This is a genomic window from Nocardia sp. NPDC051981, assembly GCF_040680715.1.
In the GTDB taxonomy this organism is placed as follows: domain Bacteria; phylum Actinomycetota; class Actinomycetes; order Mycobacteriales; family Mycobacteriaceae; genus Nocardia.
Map to the genome: position 1 here is coordinate 23,700 of NZ_JBFAXK010000041.1, position 15,830 is coordinate 39,529.

14 protein-coding genes are annotated in these 15,830 nt (G+C 66.4%); 6 read left to right on the forward strand and 8 right to left on the reverse strand.

Annotated features, from left to right (window positions below):
• Window positions 1-177: 177 nt before the first annotated feature.
• Entirely contained in the window at window positions 178-579 is a 402-nt protein-coding gene (locus tag AB0L60_RS39785; RefSeq protein WP_364625209.1) for a nitroreductase family deazaflavin-dependent oxidoreductase, read from the reverse strand.
• A 97-nt stretch (window positions 580-676) separates the two neighbouring features.
• Here AB0L60_RS39785 and AB0L60_RS39790 point away from each other — a divergent pair, with 97 nt between their 5' ends.
• Complete coding sequence (locus tag AB0L60_RS39790) at window positions 677-1,348, forward strand: TetR/AcrR family transcriptional regulator (protein WP_364625212.1); 672 nt, start codon at window positions 677-679, stop codon at window positions 1,346-1,348.
• Between the two features lie 1,657 nt (window positions 1,349-3,005).
• Complete coding sequence (locus tag AB0L60_RS39795; protein WP_364625215.1) at window positions 3,006-3,452, forward strand: hypothetical protein; 447 nt, start codon at window positions 3,006-3,008, stop codon at window positions 3,450-3,452.
• 173 nt (window positions 3,453-3,625) lie between these two features.
• On the opposite strand, the gene AB0L60_RS39800 is transcribed toward AB0L60_RS39795, so the two are convergent.
• Window positions 3,626-4,231 carry an XRE family transcriptional regulator gene (locus tag AB0L60_RS39800; RefSeq protein ID WP_364625219.1) on the reverse strand — a complete coding sequence of 202 codons (606 nt, stop codon included), beginning with the start codon at window positions 4,229-4,231 and terminating at the stop codon, window positions 3,626-3,628.
• Between the two features lie 108 nt (window positions 4,232-4,339).
• Here AB0L60_RS39800 and AB0L60_RS39805 point away from each other — a divergent pair, with 108 nt between their 5' ends.
• The 4 genes from AB0L60_RS39805 to AB0L60_RS39820 all read left to right on the forward strand — a co-directional run bounded on the left by AB0L60_RS39805 (window position 4,340) and on the right by AB0L60_RS39820 (window position 7,917).
• Window positions 4,340-5,158 (forward strand): MBL fold metallo-hydrolase, encoded by an 819-nt coding sequence (locus AB0L60_RS39805; protein WP_364625222.1) that lies wholly within the window; start codon window positions 4,340-4,342, stop codon window positions 5,156-5,158.
• 109 nt (window positions 5,159-5,267) lie between these two features.
• The gene (locus tag AB0L60_RS39810) at window positions 5,268-5,948 is read left to right on the forward strand and encodes an SDR family oxidoreductase (protein WP_364625225.1); all 681 of its coding nucleotides are present in this window, start codon (window positions 5,268-5,270) and stop codon (window positions 5,946-5,948) included.
• A 27-nt stretch (window positions 5,949-5,975) separates the two neighbouring features.
• Window positions 5,976-6,590 carry an NAD(P)H-binding protein gene (locus AB0L60_RS39815; protein ID WP_364625228.1) on the forward strand — a complete coding sequence of 205 codons (615 nt, stop codon included), beginning with the start codon at window positions 5,976-5,978 and terminating at the stop codon, window positions 6,588-6,590.
• 403 nt (window positions 6,591-6,993) lie between these two features.
• Window positions 6,994-7,917: a helix-turn-helix transcriptional regulator gene (locus AB0L60_RS39820; protein ID WP_364625231.1), complete on the forward strand. Its 924-nt coding sequence runs from the start codon at window positions 6,994-6,996 to the stop codon at window positions 7,915-7,917.
• An 84-nt stretch (window positions 7,918-8,001) separates the two neighbouring features.
• Here AB0L60_RS39820 and AB0L60_RS39825 read toward each other — a convergent pair whose 3' ends face one another.
• The 6 genes from AB0L60_RS39825 to AB0L60_RS39850 form a co-directional block, all read right to left on the reverse strand.
• Window positions 8,002-8,223, reverse strand: a complete 222-nt coding sequence (locus AB0L60_RS39825) for a DUF397 domain-containing protein (RefSeq protein ID WP_354851270.1) — start codon at window positions 8,221-8,223, stop codon at window positions 8,002-8,004.
• Window positions 8,224-9,570: 1,347 nt separating this feature from the next.
• A complete protein-coding gene (gene ligA, locus AB0L60_RS39830; protein ID WP_364625236.1) occupies window positions 9,571-11,562 on the reverse strand; it encodes an NAD-dependent DNA ligase LigA in 1,992 nt (663 codons plus the stop codon).
• A 76-nt stretch (window positions 11,563-11,638) separates the two neighbouring features.
• A complete protein-coding gene (locus AB0L60_RS39835; RefSeq protein WP_364625238.1) occupies window positions 11,639-11,923 on the reverse strand; it encodes a hypothetical protein in 285 nt (94 codons plus the stop codon).
• A 1,033-nt stretch (window positions 11,924-12,956) separates the two neighbouring features.
• Window positions 12,957-13,277 carry a hypothetical protein gene (locus AB0L60_RS39840; RefSeq protein ID WP_364625241.1) on the reverse strand — a complete coding sequence of 107 codons (321 nt, stop codon included), beginning with the start codon at window positions 13,275-13,277 and terminating at the stop codon, window positions 12,957-12,959.
• Window positions 13,278-13,442: 165 nt separating this feature from the next.
• Window positions 13,443-13,880 carry a GNAT family N-acetyltransferase gene (locus tag AB0L60_RS39845; protein WP_364625244.1) on the reverse strand — a complete coding sequence of 146 codons (438 nt, stop codon included), beginning with the start codon at window positions 13,878-13,880 and terminating at the stop codon, window positions 13,443-13,445.
• A 387-nt stretch (window positions 13,881-14,267) separates the two neighbouring features.
• Window positions 14,268-15,731, reverse strand: coding sequence for a wax ester/triacylglycerol synthase family O-acyltransferase (locus tag AB0L60_RS39850; RefSeq protein WP_364625247.1), 1,464 nt, complete (start codon window positions 15,729-15,731; stop codon window positions 14,268-14,270).
• Window positions 15,732-15,830 lie beyond the last annotated feature (99 nt).

Genomic DNA, 15,830 nt, shown 5'->3' on the forward strand with positions numbered 1-15,830 from the left:
AGTCTGCCAACGCGGCCCCGAAACCCGCTTGACCGATCTTGCTCAGCCTCCGACTCCACCTCGGGGCGGGGCCCGCTCGCCGAGCTGACCGCGGTGCGTGACACGCCGCGCCGGCAGCCGGGTGCGGCGATCCGGCGGTGTGCAGCGAGAACCCGGACCGACCGGTACCTACGCGGATCAGCGAGCGGATTCGGAGCTGAAGGTCACCGGGTTGCCGAGGTCCATGCGCAGGAATTCGGTGATGCGGAACAGCTTCGGCGGGCGGGCGGCATCCGCGGGCAGCGCCTGGAATGCCTCGGTCTCCCCGACGATACGCGGGGCGGCGAGTTCCACGTCGCGGCCGCCGATCCGCAGAGATGCGCCACCGGCCGCCAGGACATTGCGCACCCAGTCCGCGCGCGAGCCGTAGACCAGCACGAACAGATACCCTCCCGGGACGGGATAGGCGTCGAGCGGGGTGCGGTAGGTCTTGCCCGAGGTGCGGCCGATGTGCGTCAGCACCGGCCACTTCCCGTTCGCGATCGCGCGCGGGTTGAACAGTTGCTTGTTGACGTGCCCCCACCATCTCGGCATCGGCATCGGAGTCTCCTTCTCTTACGGGCGTAAGGTTGACTTACAGCTGTAAGGTAGGCTTACGGGCGTAAGCCTGTCAATACCCTTCGAACCGGGAGCCGCCGTGCCACGAGGATCGCAACCGCTCAGCCGGGAACGGGTGCTGGATGCCGCCATCCGGGTCGCGGATCGCGGTGGCGCGGAATCGATCTCGATGCGGCGGGTGGCCCAGGAACTTGGGGTGGAGGCGATGTCGCTGTATCACCACGTACCGAACAAGGAGGCCATCCTCGACGGTGTGGTGGATGCGGTGTTCGCGGCGATCGACCTACCCGATACCGGCCGCGTGGACTGGCGGGACGCGATTCGGGTACGCGCCCATTCCGCCCGGCAGGTGTTGTCGCAGCACCGCTGGGCGCTGGGGCTGATGGACTCCCGCCGCAATCCCGGCCCCGCCACGCTCCATCACCACGATGCGGTGCTCGGAGTCCTGAAAGCGGCCGGGTTCACTCTCGCCGACGCCTCGCATGCCGTCTCCCTCATCGACAGCTACATCGGCGGTTACGTTCTGCAGGAAGCGAATCTGCCCGCCGCGACCCCTGCCGATGTCGAGGACGTGGCGAGCGACATCCTCGAGCGTCTGCCCGCGGATCGGTACCCGCACCTGCGCGAGCTGATCACCGATCACGCCCTGCGACCGGGCTACGACCATACGGGCGAGTTCACCTACGGCCTGGATCTGATCCTGGATGCGCTCGAAGCTCGCCGCGGCCCCGGGCAAGCCGGAATACCGTGACTCGCAGCGGTGGATGACAGATGGCTGCCCGACGAGGGACACCTCGCCCCCGAGGGGTGGTCAGTTGAGCACTGGCGCCGCCATTCAGTTCGGAAAGGCCGCTGGCCCTGCCAGTGACGCCTCTGCTCTGTACGGAGGAGCCGAATTGCCCTGTTTCCGGGGCATCGTGCTGGGAGACAATCAACAGGTCGATACCGCGCGTTGCGTCGGTTCACACATCAGGAGCTGCTCATGATTGCGCCGGTCATACCCCACCGGCAACGGTCGACAGCACCAGAGCGCTCGGCTACCAGAGCGCGCGGCCACTGCCTGTGCTGGGCCATGTCCCGAAATCGCCGCAGAGAACACAATGACGACATCTCGCGACCGTGACTCCTGGTCACAGGACCCCGCACACCAGCATGAGCTGATACATCGGCACGAGCTGACTGCCCGCCACGTCACCCGTACGGCTGGACAATACAAACACAGTGGCGGTCACCGCAGTCGGTCGGTGCATCCGCCGAAGATTCTCCGGACTACCACCGTCATACTCGGATCCCTTGCAGCCGCGACAGTGACCGCGTTCGGTGCGTCGGCGAATACGCCGACCATCGAACTCCCACAAGTGCCCAGCAGTTTCTCTGGCGAACTGTGCGGGGGCAACCTTGGCACCTGCGCGGGTATCAGCCCGGACTCCCGGGGTCGTGCTGGCATCCTGGTCTGCTCCTTCGACGGTCCGGAGGCAACGCATACGCCGCCTCCGACAACCACCACCACCACACCGCCGTTGCATCCGCCACCGCCGGTGAATCCCCCACCGCCGGTGAATCCCCTCGGTGCATCACCGATATTCTAGGTCTGAGCATCGACATCGCTCGCAGGGTATGAGGCGCAATCAGATTCGGCCGTCGCGGACCAGCCGCATCAGCGCCTCGAACCCGAGGCAGTTGCGCCAGCCCGCCGTGACGGTTGTTGTCATTCCTTGCTCCTGATGGCCAGGGACCGAACACCAGAATTCCTGACCACCGGCCCCCAGTGTCGTAGTCAGTCGAGCGCTGGCGCCGCCGAGGGCACGGCTAACAAACGCTGCTCCCAGTACAAGGGCTCAGACAGTGCCGACGTTCCCTCCGCCTATGAGCGAGGAATTGGCAGGATAGCGGTGTTCGGCGGCGGAGAGTTCACGACCAGGCGGGGCGTCCCGCATTCGGCATGAGCGCGCACTGCCGGCGGTCGTATGACGCTCTGCCGGTGGATCTTCCGATGCCCCACGCTGGCCGGTTCGGTCAGCGCCGTGCGCCATGAGAGCGCGTTCGTCAGCGAAGGGCGTCGTCTCTCGCGAATGTGTTCCGGCGCCACCTATATAGGGCAGATTCTGGCGGAGGTGTCTTCGGTTCATCCGGAGGGCACCGAATCACCAACAGTGCCCACGAGTCGTCGTGGCCTCTCAATTCCGACGGGGTACCCGCCCTCGCCTTGCCCATCGCGGCCGGCCTCGCCGTCGGCGTGGGTCTCGCCGCGCCGACTTGTCGGTCCTCCGGGGTAATTTGCATCGTGTTGCGGCAATACTGTTGCAATGCTTGATATTTCGACGCCCCGGACATCGGGGTAGATAGTGGGTGACTCTGTGGGATCACGGGGACGACGGCCGACGCACGCGGTCGTCAAGTGTGGAATCGTGGCCGCGGTGGCGGTCGCGACGGTGACGGTGACGGTGGGCGGAACGATGGCGACGGCCGGCGCCGACCAACCGGCCTCGGGCTGCACCTATGCCTCGGGGTCGAACCCGGCCAACCAGCCCGCGGTGTCCAGCACAACTCCGCAGGTGAATTCGACCTATACGGTCAGCGCCGCCGTACTGAATCCGAACACCACCATCGCCTTCAGTGACGTCGGTCCCGACGGGACGAGCGTGGCGATCGGCTCTCCGGTTGTGATCGCCAATGGCGTCGGCACCTCCGCCAGCGTTCAGTGGACTCCCGCGACGGCGGGCACCCACCGGCTCTATGCCGCGGAATCCGGCCCCGGCTGGAACTTCACCTACGGCCCGACCACCTGCGCCGTCGCGGCAGCATCCTCGGGAACCGGTTCCGCCAACGGTATTCCGTTCCTCAGCGGGCTCTGAGGGCTCACTGGCCGGGTAACGCGCCGCCGCGGCCCCCGGCGCCGGGGGCAGCGGCGGCGCGAATCTCGGGACAACCAGCGACGAGTGGGAACAGGCGTGCCGGCCCATGGAAGCGGCGATGCCTCACCGGGCACCAATTCGACACATTGGTCGGCTATTCGGATCTGGGCCGTTCAGGTTCTGCGCGAGATGAACATGATGTATTCGCAGGGAGCGTTCGTTCGGTTGGCGAAGCCGTGGTCCGCGTCGGCCTGGAAGAACAGGGAGTCGCCTGTGTTCAGGGTCTCGCTGATTCCGCCGATCGCGACGGTGAGGGTGCCTTCGAGTACCACAAGTTGTTTCTCCGTACCGGGCGGATACGCGGGCAGCAGCCCGGTAGAGACCTGCGCAGGGAGGTAGTGGGCGACCATCTCGGCTCCTCCCGCGCCCGGGGCCGCTGACACCATGTGCCGTTCGAAGCCGGTGTCCGGGTCACGGAAAACGGGGCGATCGTTCTTGCGCAGGACAACGGCCACACCGGACGCGGCAGCAGCCGCCCCACCGATCAGCTCCGAGAGCGACGCGTCGAGCGCGTGGGCGATCCTGGACGCGACGCCGATCGTCGGGCTCTTCTCGCCGCGTTCGACCTTGGACAGCATCGCCCGGCTGACCGACGACTGCGTCGACAGCTGTTCCAGCGTCAGGCCCGCCTCCTCGCGGCGTCGCCGCACGTTGGCGCCGAACGCGCCGGCCAGGTCGTCACCGCGCTGCGGTTCCGCGTTTCCGTCTTGCTCGACCACCATGCTCCTCGATCGATGGGTACCTTGCCGCCCACAGTGTAGATTTCTCCTAAAGAAGATGTACTCTTCTATCGGAGACGGATATGCGCCCAACACGACGGAGGTTCCATGCGTTTGATCTCGAGTGGCCAGCACCATGCCACGTTCGAATTCGGCGATCTGCAGGTGATCTCGTTGCGAGACGGGTATATCGACATGCCGCCGACACGGCTCCGCGACGAGGATGGGCGTGAGCTCGTTGAGCTGCCGGCGGCCGTGCCGCTGGCCGGCGACAACTTGCGGCTGTCGGTCAACGCCTTCTTCGTCACCGACGGCACGCGGTCGGTTCTCATCGACACCGGCGCGTCCAACGTCTGGCACGACCCCACCATGGGATTGATCTACGCCGCGCTCGACGAAGCGGGCATCGACCGCGCGCACATCACCGATGTGGCCATCACCCACAGGCACGAAGACCACGTGAGCGGCCTGATCGCGCCGGACGGTTCAGAGGCGTTCACCGAACTCGAGCGCGTGTGGATCGGCGCGGGCGACACCTCGGTGTTCACCGGGCGGCTCGAGCCGATCCGCGACCGGGTCGTACCCGTGTCGGAGAAGGTCGCGATCAACGACTGGACCACCGCGATCCCGACACCGGGCCACACACCCGGTCACACCGTCTACGACGTCAGGAGCGGCACCGGCCACCTTCTCCTCTGGGGCGACACCGTTCACGTTCCCACGCTCCAATTCGATCAGCCGAACGTGTCCTGGGAGCTCGACGGCAACCAGTCCCAGGCCCGCGCCGCGCGAGCGGCCCTCCTCGAACAACTGACCCAACCACACCACTTCGTAGCCGGCGCCCACCTCGACTCACCCGGCATTGCCCGCGTAACCCCCTCCGGCGATGGTTATGCGCTCGAATACCTCGCACCACCGATCGGCTGATCGAGCCTGCCGATTCCGGGCGTCGAATCCGCGAAGCTTCGAGGGCTTCCTGGCCGGTTGAGCGAAAGCGACTCGACGGCTTGGCGATTCGGCGGCAAGATCGACAATTATGAGCGATATCGCGCTGGTCACCGGCGGCAACCGCGGGATCGGCCGGGAAGTCTGCAGGCAGCTGGCCGAACGCGGGTTCACTGTGCTGCTGGGTGCGCGGTCGGAGGAAGCCGGGAAGGCCGCGGCCGCAGAGGTGGGGGCACTCCCGTTGCTGCTGGATGTCACCGACAACGCCAGTGTCGTGGCGGCGGCCCGGGAAGTGGAAGGCGTGCACGGTCGACTGGATGTCCTGATCAATAATGCCGCAATCACCTACGACACCTGGCAGCGCGCGGCGACCGCGGATCTGGCGGTCGTGCACGAGGCCGCGGAAACCAATCTCTACGGCCCCTGGCGCATGGTCCATGCCTTCTTGCCGTTGCTGCGCAAGAGTTCCCACCCCCGCATCGTCAACGTCTCCAGCGAAGCCGCCTCCCTCACCGGCATGGGCGGCGGCACCCCCGCCTACAACACAACCAAGGTGGCCCTCAACGCTCTGACCCGCATGCTGGCCGCCGAGCTGCGCTCCGACCACATCCTGGTCAACTCCATCTGCCCGGGCTGGGTGGCCACCGATATGGGCGGCCCCGGCGGCCGCCCGGTCGCCGAGGGCGCGGCCGGAATCGTCTGGGCCGCAACCCTTCCCGACTCCGGCCCCACCGGGGGCTTCTTCCGCGACGGCCACCCCCTGCCCTGGTGACAAGCTTTCCCGCAACAGAGGAGTTTCATGAGGCACCTGGTAATCGGAGGCACGGGCCGCACCGGCCGGCAAGCCGTCGAGCTGCTCCGCAACCTCGGTCACGAGGTGGTCGTCGGCACCCGGCGTCCTCGGGATGAGCAGAGTGTCGCGGTCGACCTGGCGAACCCGCTCGATCCCCGGTTGCTGTCAGGCGTCGACGGCATCATCGTCTCGGTCGAGCCGCCCGTGGATGACGCGGCCGCCGACGCGGTGATGCACATCGGAGTCGGACAGCTCGCCGAACTGGCCGCCGCACAGAAGATCCCCGTTGTTCTGATCTCCCAGATCTACATCACCCGCGCCGCCGAACATCCCGACATGGCAGGCATCATCCGCGCTCGCGGAGCCGGTGAACAGGCGCTGCGGAACAGCGGCGCACCCTATGCGATCGTCCGCCCCAGCTGGCTCACGAATTCACCTGCCACCGGTGTGCATCTCGAACAGGGCGATCGCGGCGACGGTCGCGTCAGCCGCGAGATCGTCGCCCAGGCAGCGGTCGCGGCCCTGCTCTACCCCGAATCCCAAGGCAAGACTTTCGAACTGTATGACGGGCATGCCCCTGTGGACTGGCCCACGGCCTTCACCGCCCTGACCGCTGATTGACCCGAACTGGCCGCCATCCGGCATCACGGCGCCTTCGGTCGGCCCCGGATGGTCACGGCCAGTTGATCTTCCGTCCCCCGTGCTGGCCGGCTCGGTCAGCGGGTGCTCGCTTTCGGCTGCCCAGACAGGCGCGGCTGGTTCGCCAATGGGATTGTGTCGCCGCTAGCCACCCCCAGAAGCCGATGAGGTCTTTGTCGGCTGCCTTCGATTCGCGCAGCCACTCAATGAAGCGTCGACCGTAGCGTCGCCGTAGTCGGGATCTTCGGCAAGCCTGCTCTCCCAATGGTTCAGCTCCTCGGCGCAGTCCTCCTTGCTCATGTGTCCGATCCCACACGCCCTGATTCACGTTGCGACCGGCCCAGCCTTGACTCGGGTGAATCAAAATGATTCGATCTGAATCATCATGGTTCCAGTGAATCAACCGACAGAGGGCGCGACGGTGGCGGCGGCGGTAACCGCCGCGAATTCCGTTGCGCGCCAGTCGCACCCGCGCCAGCAGTTGGCCGCGGAGCTGCGCCGGTTGCGGGACATGGCCGGAATCTCCGGGCGGGAGTTGGCCAAGCGAGTCGGAATCAGCCAGTCGACGTTGTCTCGGATCGAAGCCGGCCAGGTGGTTCCCCCGCTACCGCAGGTGCTCGACTGGGCCAAAGCGGTTGGGGCAGAAGCGGATTCTCAGGATTCTTTGCGCACTCTCACCGCAGCGGCGCACTCGCCCGAGGTGCAGGACTGGGCGGCCTCACTCGCAGAGCGCCCGCACTTGCAGGACGACGTACGGGCGTTCGAGGAGGACGCGCACGTGGTGCGGAACTTCCAGCCCGCACTGGTGCCGGGTCTGCTCCAGACCGCAGACTACGCGCGCCGGGTGTTCGCCACTTTCGATCCACCCTATGCGCCCGACGCTCTGGCGGCCGCGCTCGCCGCACGCCTGGATCGCCAGCGTGTGCTGTACGACCCCGCGAAGCGCTTCGAATTCCTGATCACCGAAGCGGCCCTGCGCTTTCGGCCCGGCCCGCATCGCGTGCTCCTCGCGCAACTGGACCGGATCATCTCGATCGAGACCCTCGATACGGTCACCATTGGGGTGATTCCGCAGGATATCGAGGCGAGCACCACGATCCCGCACGGTTTCGTCATCTACGAGAACGAGGACCACGCACTCGCCTCGGCGGAACCGATCCCGGGAAGCATGGTCACTCGCGGCCCCGAACTTGTCGACGCCCATCGCCGCCGCTGGGTTGCTTTGACTCGAATGGCCGTGTTCGACACCGATGCCCGCGTATTCCTCGCCGAACTCCGGGACGAAATCCACGGCATCGTAACCAATTGACCTGTTTCCAGCGGCCGTCGAGGGGTCGGCCGCACGTGGGGGTGGTGGTGTCGCAGCGAACTCGCTGCGACACCACCTTTCCCGTCAGAGGCCGAAATCGAATTCGCCGGCCCGCACACCTGACATGAATGCTCGCCACTCGGATTTCGTGAACCACAGTGTCGGACTGTGCCGATCCTTGGAATCACGCAATGCGATCCGGCCTTCGTGGTACGCGACCTCGACGCAATCGCCGCCACCGTAACTGAAACTGCTCTTGGCGAACCTCGGGCCGCGATGCTCCCCGCGAATCATATTGCGGTTCATGACATTCATTCCTTCCCCCGGAGGGCCACTCCCCATGACCCTTCGTCCGAATCACTTACGACAAACACAGTGCTATCCGAACCACCGGCCGCGCAACCGAATTCGTCCCGGCCTGCGCCCCGACACATCGAAATGCTCATGAACGCAACTCTACGGCGACCCACCGACAAACCACCGTGGCGCACGGATCGCAGGTACGAGACGCATCTGCCACAGGCGGGCCGCTACGTGGCCACCAGCCGCCAGTTCAGGCTGGTATCAGCGGAAAGCCGCAGGTCACGACCGCGTAGGTTCGAACCCCACCCACCAAGACCCAACGCAGAGCCGGCACCCGGCCACACCCAGATACTGCACCGACAAGACCCCTGCCCTGGTAACAGAGCAGACCGACGCTGGCAAACAGCAGGCACGATCGGCCCCACCGGTCAGACACCCCCAGCGCGTCGATCTCGCGCGGACCCGCCAGCGGGGCAAGCGGTCCTTCCGTCCGCTGCGACAACCCAACACCACGCGAGTTGTTTTCGGAGCGTTGACCTTCCGACCGAACCACGTGGCCGATTCCAACTGCGCAGCATGCGGCGGAATGGTGAGTTTCGTCGATTGAGGAACAGTTCGAACGCCGCAAAGATCAAGTGTGAGAATGAGATGGCCCCTCGGAGTCCCGGCCGGAAACCGGTGGGACTGCTCCCATTTCGGAGAAGCTCAACACCACGACGACGCTCGACCCCCGTGCCGGGCTGCAGGGTGCGCCAGATCGACTACCTCGCGGGTTCTACCCGTCGCCGGCCGACCCGGTCGGGACAGTGCAGCCGCCCTGCTGGCGGGTGCCCCAACTGCCGCCGAGAAGGGTGCACAGGATGATGCGCGTTCCCGCGACTGGCAGAACCGACGGCCGGCTGATCGAGAAGCGAGGGCATCGTCGGGCAATCAACAGCGTTGCAGCTCTGCTGGGGCGTGACGAGTCCAGCCGAGCCCGGCCCGCGCCGCCTTCTGGTAGACAGGGACGGCCCGGACGCTGCGGAGACGGCGTCCGGGCCGTAGGTGCCCTGGCACTGCATGCGCTGCCCAGCGCTACCGCTGGACACTGGAGGTCCTACGGAGAGTCACCGGGGTGACGGGAGTCCGAAGTCCGCCACCGGTGACACGAGGGGTGTGTATTTCCTGCGCGGTGCCGCGCGCAGTGCCCGGGCTTTCCCGGCAGCACCGAAGTACGGCCGGTGCCAACGAGTTTCACGTATCCGGTCCGCCCGTGCACTTCGAAAACACTGGTAGGCACTGGAGGTCGCCGGTCTGGCACAACCGGTCGGCCTGTAATGCTGCAGCGCGCATGGCCCGCAATGGGAGGGTCTAGACGACCTTCGCGGCGATGAGCAGATTCCAGATTTCGGCTTGGTCGACGACCGCGACACCGAGTTTCTCCGCCTTGGCCAGCTTCGACTCACCGACTCCCCCACCGGTGATGAGCATGTCGGTGTTGGCCGAGACCGACGACGAGGCTGTCGCGCCGGCTTTCTCGCACAGGCGTTGGAATGTCGGGCGCGCGACTTTCTCACCGGAGCGCGGGTCGCTGATGGCGCCGGTGATCACGACCGTTTTGCCTTCCAGGGGCGCGCCGGCCGCGACGACCGGGGGAAGGTCTTCCTCCCGAACGTCCAGGCTGACACCGGCTTCGCGGAGCCGCTGCAGTTCCGGGCGCAGGCGGGTGAGGTGCGCGGCCAGGGAGGCAGCGACTTTCGGGCCGATGTCCTCTACCGCCACCAGGCGTTCCTCGCCTGCGTCGGCGACCTCTTCCAGGGAGCCGAACCCGGCTCGGGCCAGGCGCGCGGCGGTGCCGTCGGAGGCCATGGGGATGGCCAGTCCGATCAGTGCGCGGCGCAGGCCGACCTGGCGGCTGGCGTCGATCGAGTCGATCATGCGCTGCGCCGAGATCTCGCCGACGCGGTCGAATTCGAGCAGGCGTTCCTTGGTCAGCGTGTAGAAGTCCGACGGGTGTTCCAGGATGCCGGCCTCGGCGAGGCGTTCGATCCACACCTGCCCGATGGCATCGATGTCGGCGGCGGCGCGCGACGCCCAGTGGATGAGCCTGCGCACCGTCTGCGCGGGACAGGAAACGTTGGTGCAGAACAGTTCTCGGCTGTTGCCCTGCTCGCTCACCGGCTGCCCGCAGGACGGACACGCGGTGGGCGGCACGATCTCGCGCTCGGCGCCCGTGCGCTGGGAGGCGTCGAGCACGCCCGCCACGAACGGGATCACGTCGCCCGCACGGCGCACCAGCACCGTGTCACCGATCTTGATGTCGCGGGCGCGAATCACCTCCTGGTTGGCCAGCGTGGCCTTGGTGACCGTGGTGCCGCCCACGAACACCGGCTCGAGCCAGGCGACCGGGACGATCTTGCCCGTCTTGCCGACGTCCCAGACGACGTCGTCGAGCACCGTGGTCTTCTCCTCGGCGGCGAACTTGAACGCCAGCGCACCACGCGGGGAGTTCGACCGAGTCCCCGCCGCCGCGTAGGCGCCGCGGTCGGCCAGCCGCAGCACCGCGCCGTCGAGGTCGTAGTCCAGCTCGTTGCGGCTCTGCTCGATCGCGGCGATCGCGGTCTGCGCCTGTTCGGCGTCGGCGCAGTGCCGCATCTGCGCACCCGCGATGCCCAGCGCCCGCAACCCCTCCTCCAGGTCGACCGCGGCACTGTCGGGCGAGGTGTCCAGGTCGAAGCCGAAGAACTGCAGGCGCCGCTCGGCGACCGTGGCCGGGTCCTTCGCCCGCAGTGTGCCCGCCGCGGCATTACGCGGATTGATCAGTGGCTTGTCCGGATGCGCGGTGTTGTAGGCGGCGAAGGTCGAACGCAGCATCACCGCCTCGCCCCGCACCTCCACCCGCCCCGGGACGTCGATGCGCTCGGGAACACCATCGACCAGCGCACGGACCAGCACGGTCACATCGTCACCGGTGGTGCCGTCACCCCGGGTCACCGCACGCGCCAGCCGCCCGTCCTCGAAGACCAGGGCCAGCGATAGCCCGTCGAGCTTCGGCATCACCACCACCGGCTGCCCGGGAAAGCGGGCGAAGAACGCCTCGACCTGCTCGGGCTTGGTCGCCTTCTCGAGTGACAGCATCGGACGCGAGTGCCGGATCGGGGCGTGCAACACCGCGGGCGCGCCGACCTGCTCCAGCGGATTCGGGTCGGGCGTGAGGTCGGGATGCGCCTCGATCAGGCCACGCAGTTCATCCTCGACCGCGTCGTACTCGACGTCCGCGACCAGCGGCGAACCCTGGTAGTAGGCGTCACGCAGCGCCACGATCCGGTCCGCGAGTTCTTGTATACGTTCCCCAGTTTCCACGGCCCCCGACGCTACCGACACTCACCGACACCAGGGGGTGTCTGCGACGCGTGAATCGGCGCACCGTTGACAGGGGTCACACCTGAGTACCGAGGAGGCTGAAACGTGGTACCTGACGTTGCACCGGTGGCTCGGCGATCGAGGCACGGCGACCGACAGCAGCCTCGACGATCACCTGGCCTGGATGCGCGAGCATCAACTGGCCGGCAAGGTGTTGTTTTCCGGCCCGAGCCTCGACGGCGAACTCGGAATCATCGTCTTCGGGCATATGTCCAGGGCCGAACTCGATGAGCTGTGCCGCTGAGAACCGTTCGTCGCCCGCGGATATCGCGGTTTCGAAGTAATCCCATGGGAAGTCCACCAGATCCTTGGGATCGGCGGTTTCGACGTCAAGACGCTCACGGCGATGGCCCGTTCCGAGCGAGCGTAGGGATAGACACCGAACCGTCCTGCTCTCACAGCCGAGTCATTCGTCCGACCGATTTCGTTGAGGAGTGAACCATGAGCGATTCTCCACGTCTGGCCGGCAAGCGAGCACCGGTTACTGGTGGCGGGCGCGGCATCGGGCCGCGATCGCGGGACGGCCGGCCGCCGATGGCGCTGCGGTCGCGGTCGACTACGTCTCGAACCGGTCGTCCGCAGACACGCTCGTCGCCGAGCTGACAGCGGTCCGCCAACCAATCTCCCGCACAAGGAATTTCAATGAGCACCGCCTCGACTTACGCGTCGGCGCCCGGCTGATCATCGGATGCGCATGCGGATGCCCGCAGGGTTCGCGGCGAGGCGGTCCGGATCCGATTCACAGTCACCGCCATCGGCTGGGGTGCGCCGTTTCGCGACGCCATCACAACCTGCTCAGATTCATCGACCTACCGGATCTTGTGATGCGTCGAAGTCTATGAATCCGCCCAGGTGGCTGGTGTTCCGCCATTCGTCACCAGCCACCTGGCGTTCTTGTGAGGCGGTCACACCGTCGGCGCGCCTTACGCCCCGCCTTTGCAGCATTAATTACCTTTTCCGCATGGACTGGCTGAAACTGCTTGTTCCACCGGTTGCCGGTGCGTGCATAGCTGGCGTTGTTGGCCTTCTCGCTGCGTTAGTCGGCCCCGGAACTTACCGAGGCTGGCGGATCAAGAAACTACTGGACCTGGTGAAGGACCTTGATAGAGACCGATTTCCCGGACAGCGTGCGGTGCTTCTAGACCAGGTCGAGCATCTTGCGACGCAGATGGCGGCGATCTACAAGGTTCCTCACGAGCGGGGCCTATTAATGGCCAGTTATCTGCTTTATGGCGCATTGACGGGCAGCGTTTTTGCCTTTATCTCCCGGGCGGCGTCGGCGTCAGGGATGTTTCTACTACTGGACTCTACTGTCGTCCTAGTTCTCATTTTCGTCACCGCCGTCGCAATGAAGCCTGCCCAAGAAGCCTTTGATTACGTAAAATTTCACCGTGCGGAATTTGTTCGGCAAAGGTCACCGGAATCGTACGAGCTTCCACCGCGGCCAAGACCTTGGTGGTTCCGGAAATAGGGCCGTGGGGAATCGCCGCGAACTCGACCGACGATAGCCCCGCTGCGCCGGAGGAGTTCTCAACCTGCGCGCGGACATCCACCGCCACACGGTGCGTTCGGTGAACGCCCAGCGTCTCGGCGGTCAGCCGGACATGATCGCTGGACAAGCTGCCCTGCGCGGACAACTGGGCGAGCCGGTCCATAGCCGCCTGCCGCAGCGCACTTACACGCGTAGGAGCTCAGGCCCTCGTTCGCGAATACCCCACCTCCCGCGCACCTGGTTCCGGCCGCCGGCGCCCCGCGCTGGCCGGTTCGGTCAGTGCGGCATGCGGCAAAGTAGTGCGTTCAGGCGGACTGCCCGCACGGGGTCAATCGGTCGGAGCGAAGCGATAGACCCGTGATTCGCGTGGTTGGAATCCGAGCCGCTCATAGAGGCGGTTGGCGGCTGAGCGCGAAGCTCGCGAAGTCAGATCCAGCGTCCGCGCACCGGCTGCACCAGCCCGCGTCTTGGCCTCCTCGATCAAGGCCGCACCGATGCCTTGACCTCGAGCCGAGTCATCGACCACCACATCTTCCACTCGCGCTCGAATGCCCGACGGGATCGGGAACATCACCAAGCTCAACGTCCCGACAATCCTTTCATCGCTCCGCGCGACCAGGACGGTTGTCGACTCCGCAGAGGCCAACTGTGCCAGCGCTTCTCGACTCAATCGTTTCGCCGTTGCCGACAGTTGAGGCAGCAGTCGGTCGAAAGCCTCCACGATCTCGTCGTCGACCTCGGTCAGTGTTTCCACAGTGACAGCCACCACGGCACTGTACTGCGGGCCCACACCTTCCACCTTCTTCGAGCCCAGCGGGCGACACGTGCTTCGCGCACTATGCAACACGAGCGGATATTCGTGCCGAGCGCCGCTGGATCCGTGCGAAGGTGCCACGTTCTCGGCCACTCGGTCCGGACAGAACTCGTTGCCCTCGACGTCCTGCATCACGAGGCACGACTCGTTGACGCCATCGGCGCACGCGTACCGCGCTGAGCACGACCAGCCGTGCGCAGACTCACGTGCGGCCACGCGCTCGTCACCCACGAGCCCGGTGCCGACCCGAACGTCAAAGACGCAGCCGATTCTTCATGACCTTCCGCTCGAGGTGCCCGTCGTTGCCGCTGGGATCGTTGACTCGATAAGGCGGATCGATCACCGCGGCGACGGACGCGGGGTAACCGGTGCGTCAGGCGTCGGTACCGACTCCGTGGCACCAGCCCGATCGCCCGCCTCAGACCCGAGGATCGGTTGCTCGAGGTCATCGAGTGCATCGCGCACCCCGCGGGCGAACACCTCCACGTCCGGGCAGCTGTCCCGGTCAGCGGCGGCAGTGAAGTTGAGCTGGCCGTCGTACGACAGGGCGGCGACGACAAGTGTCAGGTTGCCCATGGGCGGCAGCACGGGGAACACCTCCAGCAGCGGCGCGCCGGCGAGATACAGCCGCATCGGCGGACCCGGGACGTTGCTCACGACCAGGTTCACTGACCGCTGCCGCGGAAACAGCCGGTACCAGATGCGCTGGCCGGCAACGAATCTGAAGATCCCGCTGCCCGCCTCGGGGCGAGCCCTGTCCCTCCGTGCGCATGTCTCTGCGGCGATCAATGCGAGCCGGCACAACGCGTTTGGCTCACCGACCGGCAGCGGCACCATCATCCATCCGGGAGTGTTACCTTGCGCTTCCCCGGGCCGCGCTTCGTGGTGGGAGATGGTCACCATCGCGCGCTGGACGAGCCCGTGAACATCCTCGCCGCGGCTTGCCAGCAGCCGGCGCAGGCCACCGGCAACCGCGGTCAGCACCACGTCGTTGACCGTGGCGTGATGTGCATGGGCGACGAGTTTGATGTCGTCGAGGCGGCCGCGGACAAGGGCCAGTCGGCGCTCGGGGCCTACGGGGTGGTTGAGACTGGTTCGTGGGGCGGGCTTTTCGGTAAGCACCTCCCGCCAGGCCGGCAACGCGCGGCGCGCAAGGCGCAGTGTTCTGCTCGGATGGACAAGGCCCGACCACCCGAGCCCCAGTTCGTGTCGGCGGCGTCGCAGGTTGTCGCGAAGCAGTTCACCGGTGGACGGGGTGGGTGCCGGCGTCCATGGCGGTGCACCCTCGACGGGCGCGTCGGCGGTCCGGTCGAGCAGCGCCCCGAAGGCCGCCATCGCGGCCGGGCCATCGGCGAGGACGTGATGCAGCTTCAAGAACACGCCGACCCGTTGGTCCGGCAGGCCGGGCAGCAGCCACAGCTCCCACAGCGGCCGGGAGGGATCGAACGGTCGCCGAGCCAGTTGCTGGCATATCTGCAGCAACTGGCCCTGGTCGCCGGGCGCGGCAAGCGCTTGGACGTGAATGTGCTCAGCGAGGTCGAAGTAGGGCGCGTCGATCCACAGCGGCCAGCCCAGCCCGAGCCGAGGCCGGCACAGCAGCTGCCTGAAGCGAGGCACCAAGTGCATTCTCGGCTCGAGGTGTCGCCGGACCGCGTCGAGCCGGACGCTGCCGGCCTCGTCGAGCAGGCATGTGCCGTCGAGAATGGCGAGCCCGCCGATGTCGGTGGACCAGCCGTAGTCGTCCCAGAGCAGCAGGAACAGATCCGAAGCGGTCACCCGTTCCAGCAGACGGGTCTCGGCCATGACCTCACGTCCCTTCCTCGTGACCTAGACAGCCGCCGCGGTTCCGAGACCCTGGAGGAACGAGTCGGCATCATCCACCTCCAGCCACCGCTCGCATTT

Bases quoted from the DNA above. Each gene is read 5' to 3' on its own strand.
- AB0L60_RS39785 (WP_364625209.1), bottom strand. From the start codon at position 579: ATGCCGATGCCGAGATGGTGGGGGCACGTCAACAAGCAACTGTTCAAC.
- AB0L60_RS39805 (WP_364625222.1), top strand. From the start codon at position 4,340: ATGCGTTTGATCTCGAGTGGCCAGCACCATGCCACGTTCGAATTCGGC.
- AB0L60_RS39810 (WP_364625225.1), top strand. From the start codon at position 5,268: ATGAGCGATATCGCGCTGGTCACCGGCGGCAACCGCGGGATCGGCCGG.
- AB0L60_RS39815 (WP_364625228.1), top strand. From the start codon at position 5,976: ATGAGGCACCTGGTAATCGGAGGCACGGGCCGCACCGGCCGGCAAGCC.
- AB0L60_RS39820 (WP_364625231.1), top strand. From the start codon at position 6,994: ATGGTTCCAGTGAATCAACCGACAGAGGGCGCGACGGTGGCGGCGGCG.
- AB0L60_RS39825 (WP_354851270.1), bottom strand. From the start codon at position 8,223: ATGAACCGCAATATGATTCGCGGGGAGCATCGCGGCCCGAGGTTCGCC.
- AB0L60_RS39840 (WP_364625241.1), bottom strand. From the start codon at position 13,277: ATGGACCGGCTCGCCCAGTTGTCCGCGCAGGGCAGCTTGTCCAGCGAT.
- AB0L60_RS39850 (WP_364625247.1), bottom strand. From the start codon at position 15,731: ATGGCCGAGACCCGTCTGCTGGAACGGGTGACCGCTTCGGATCTGTTC.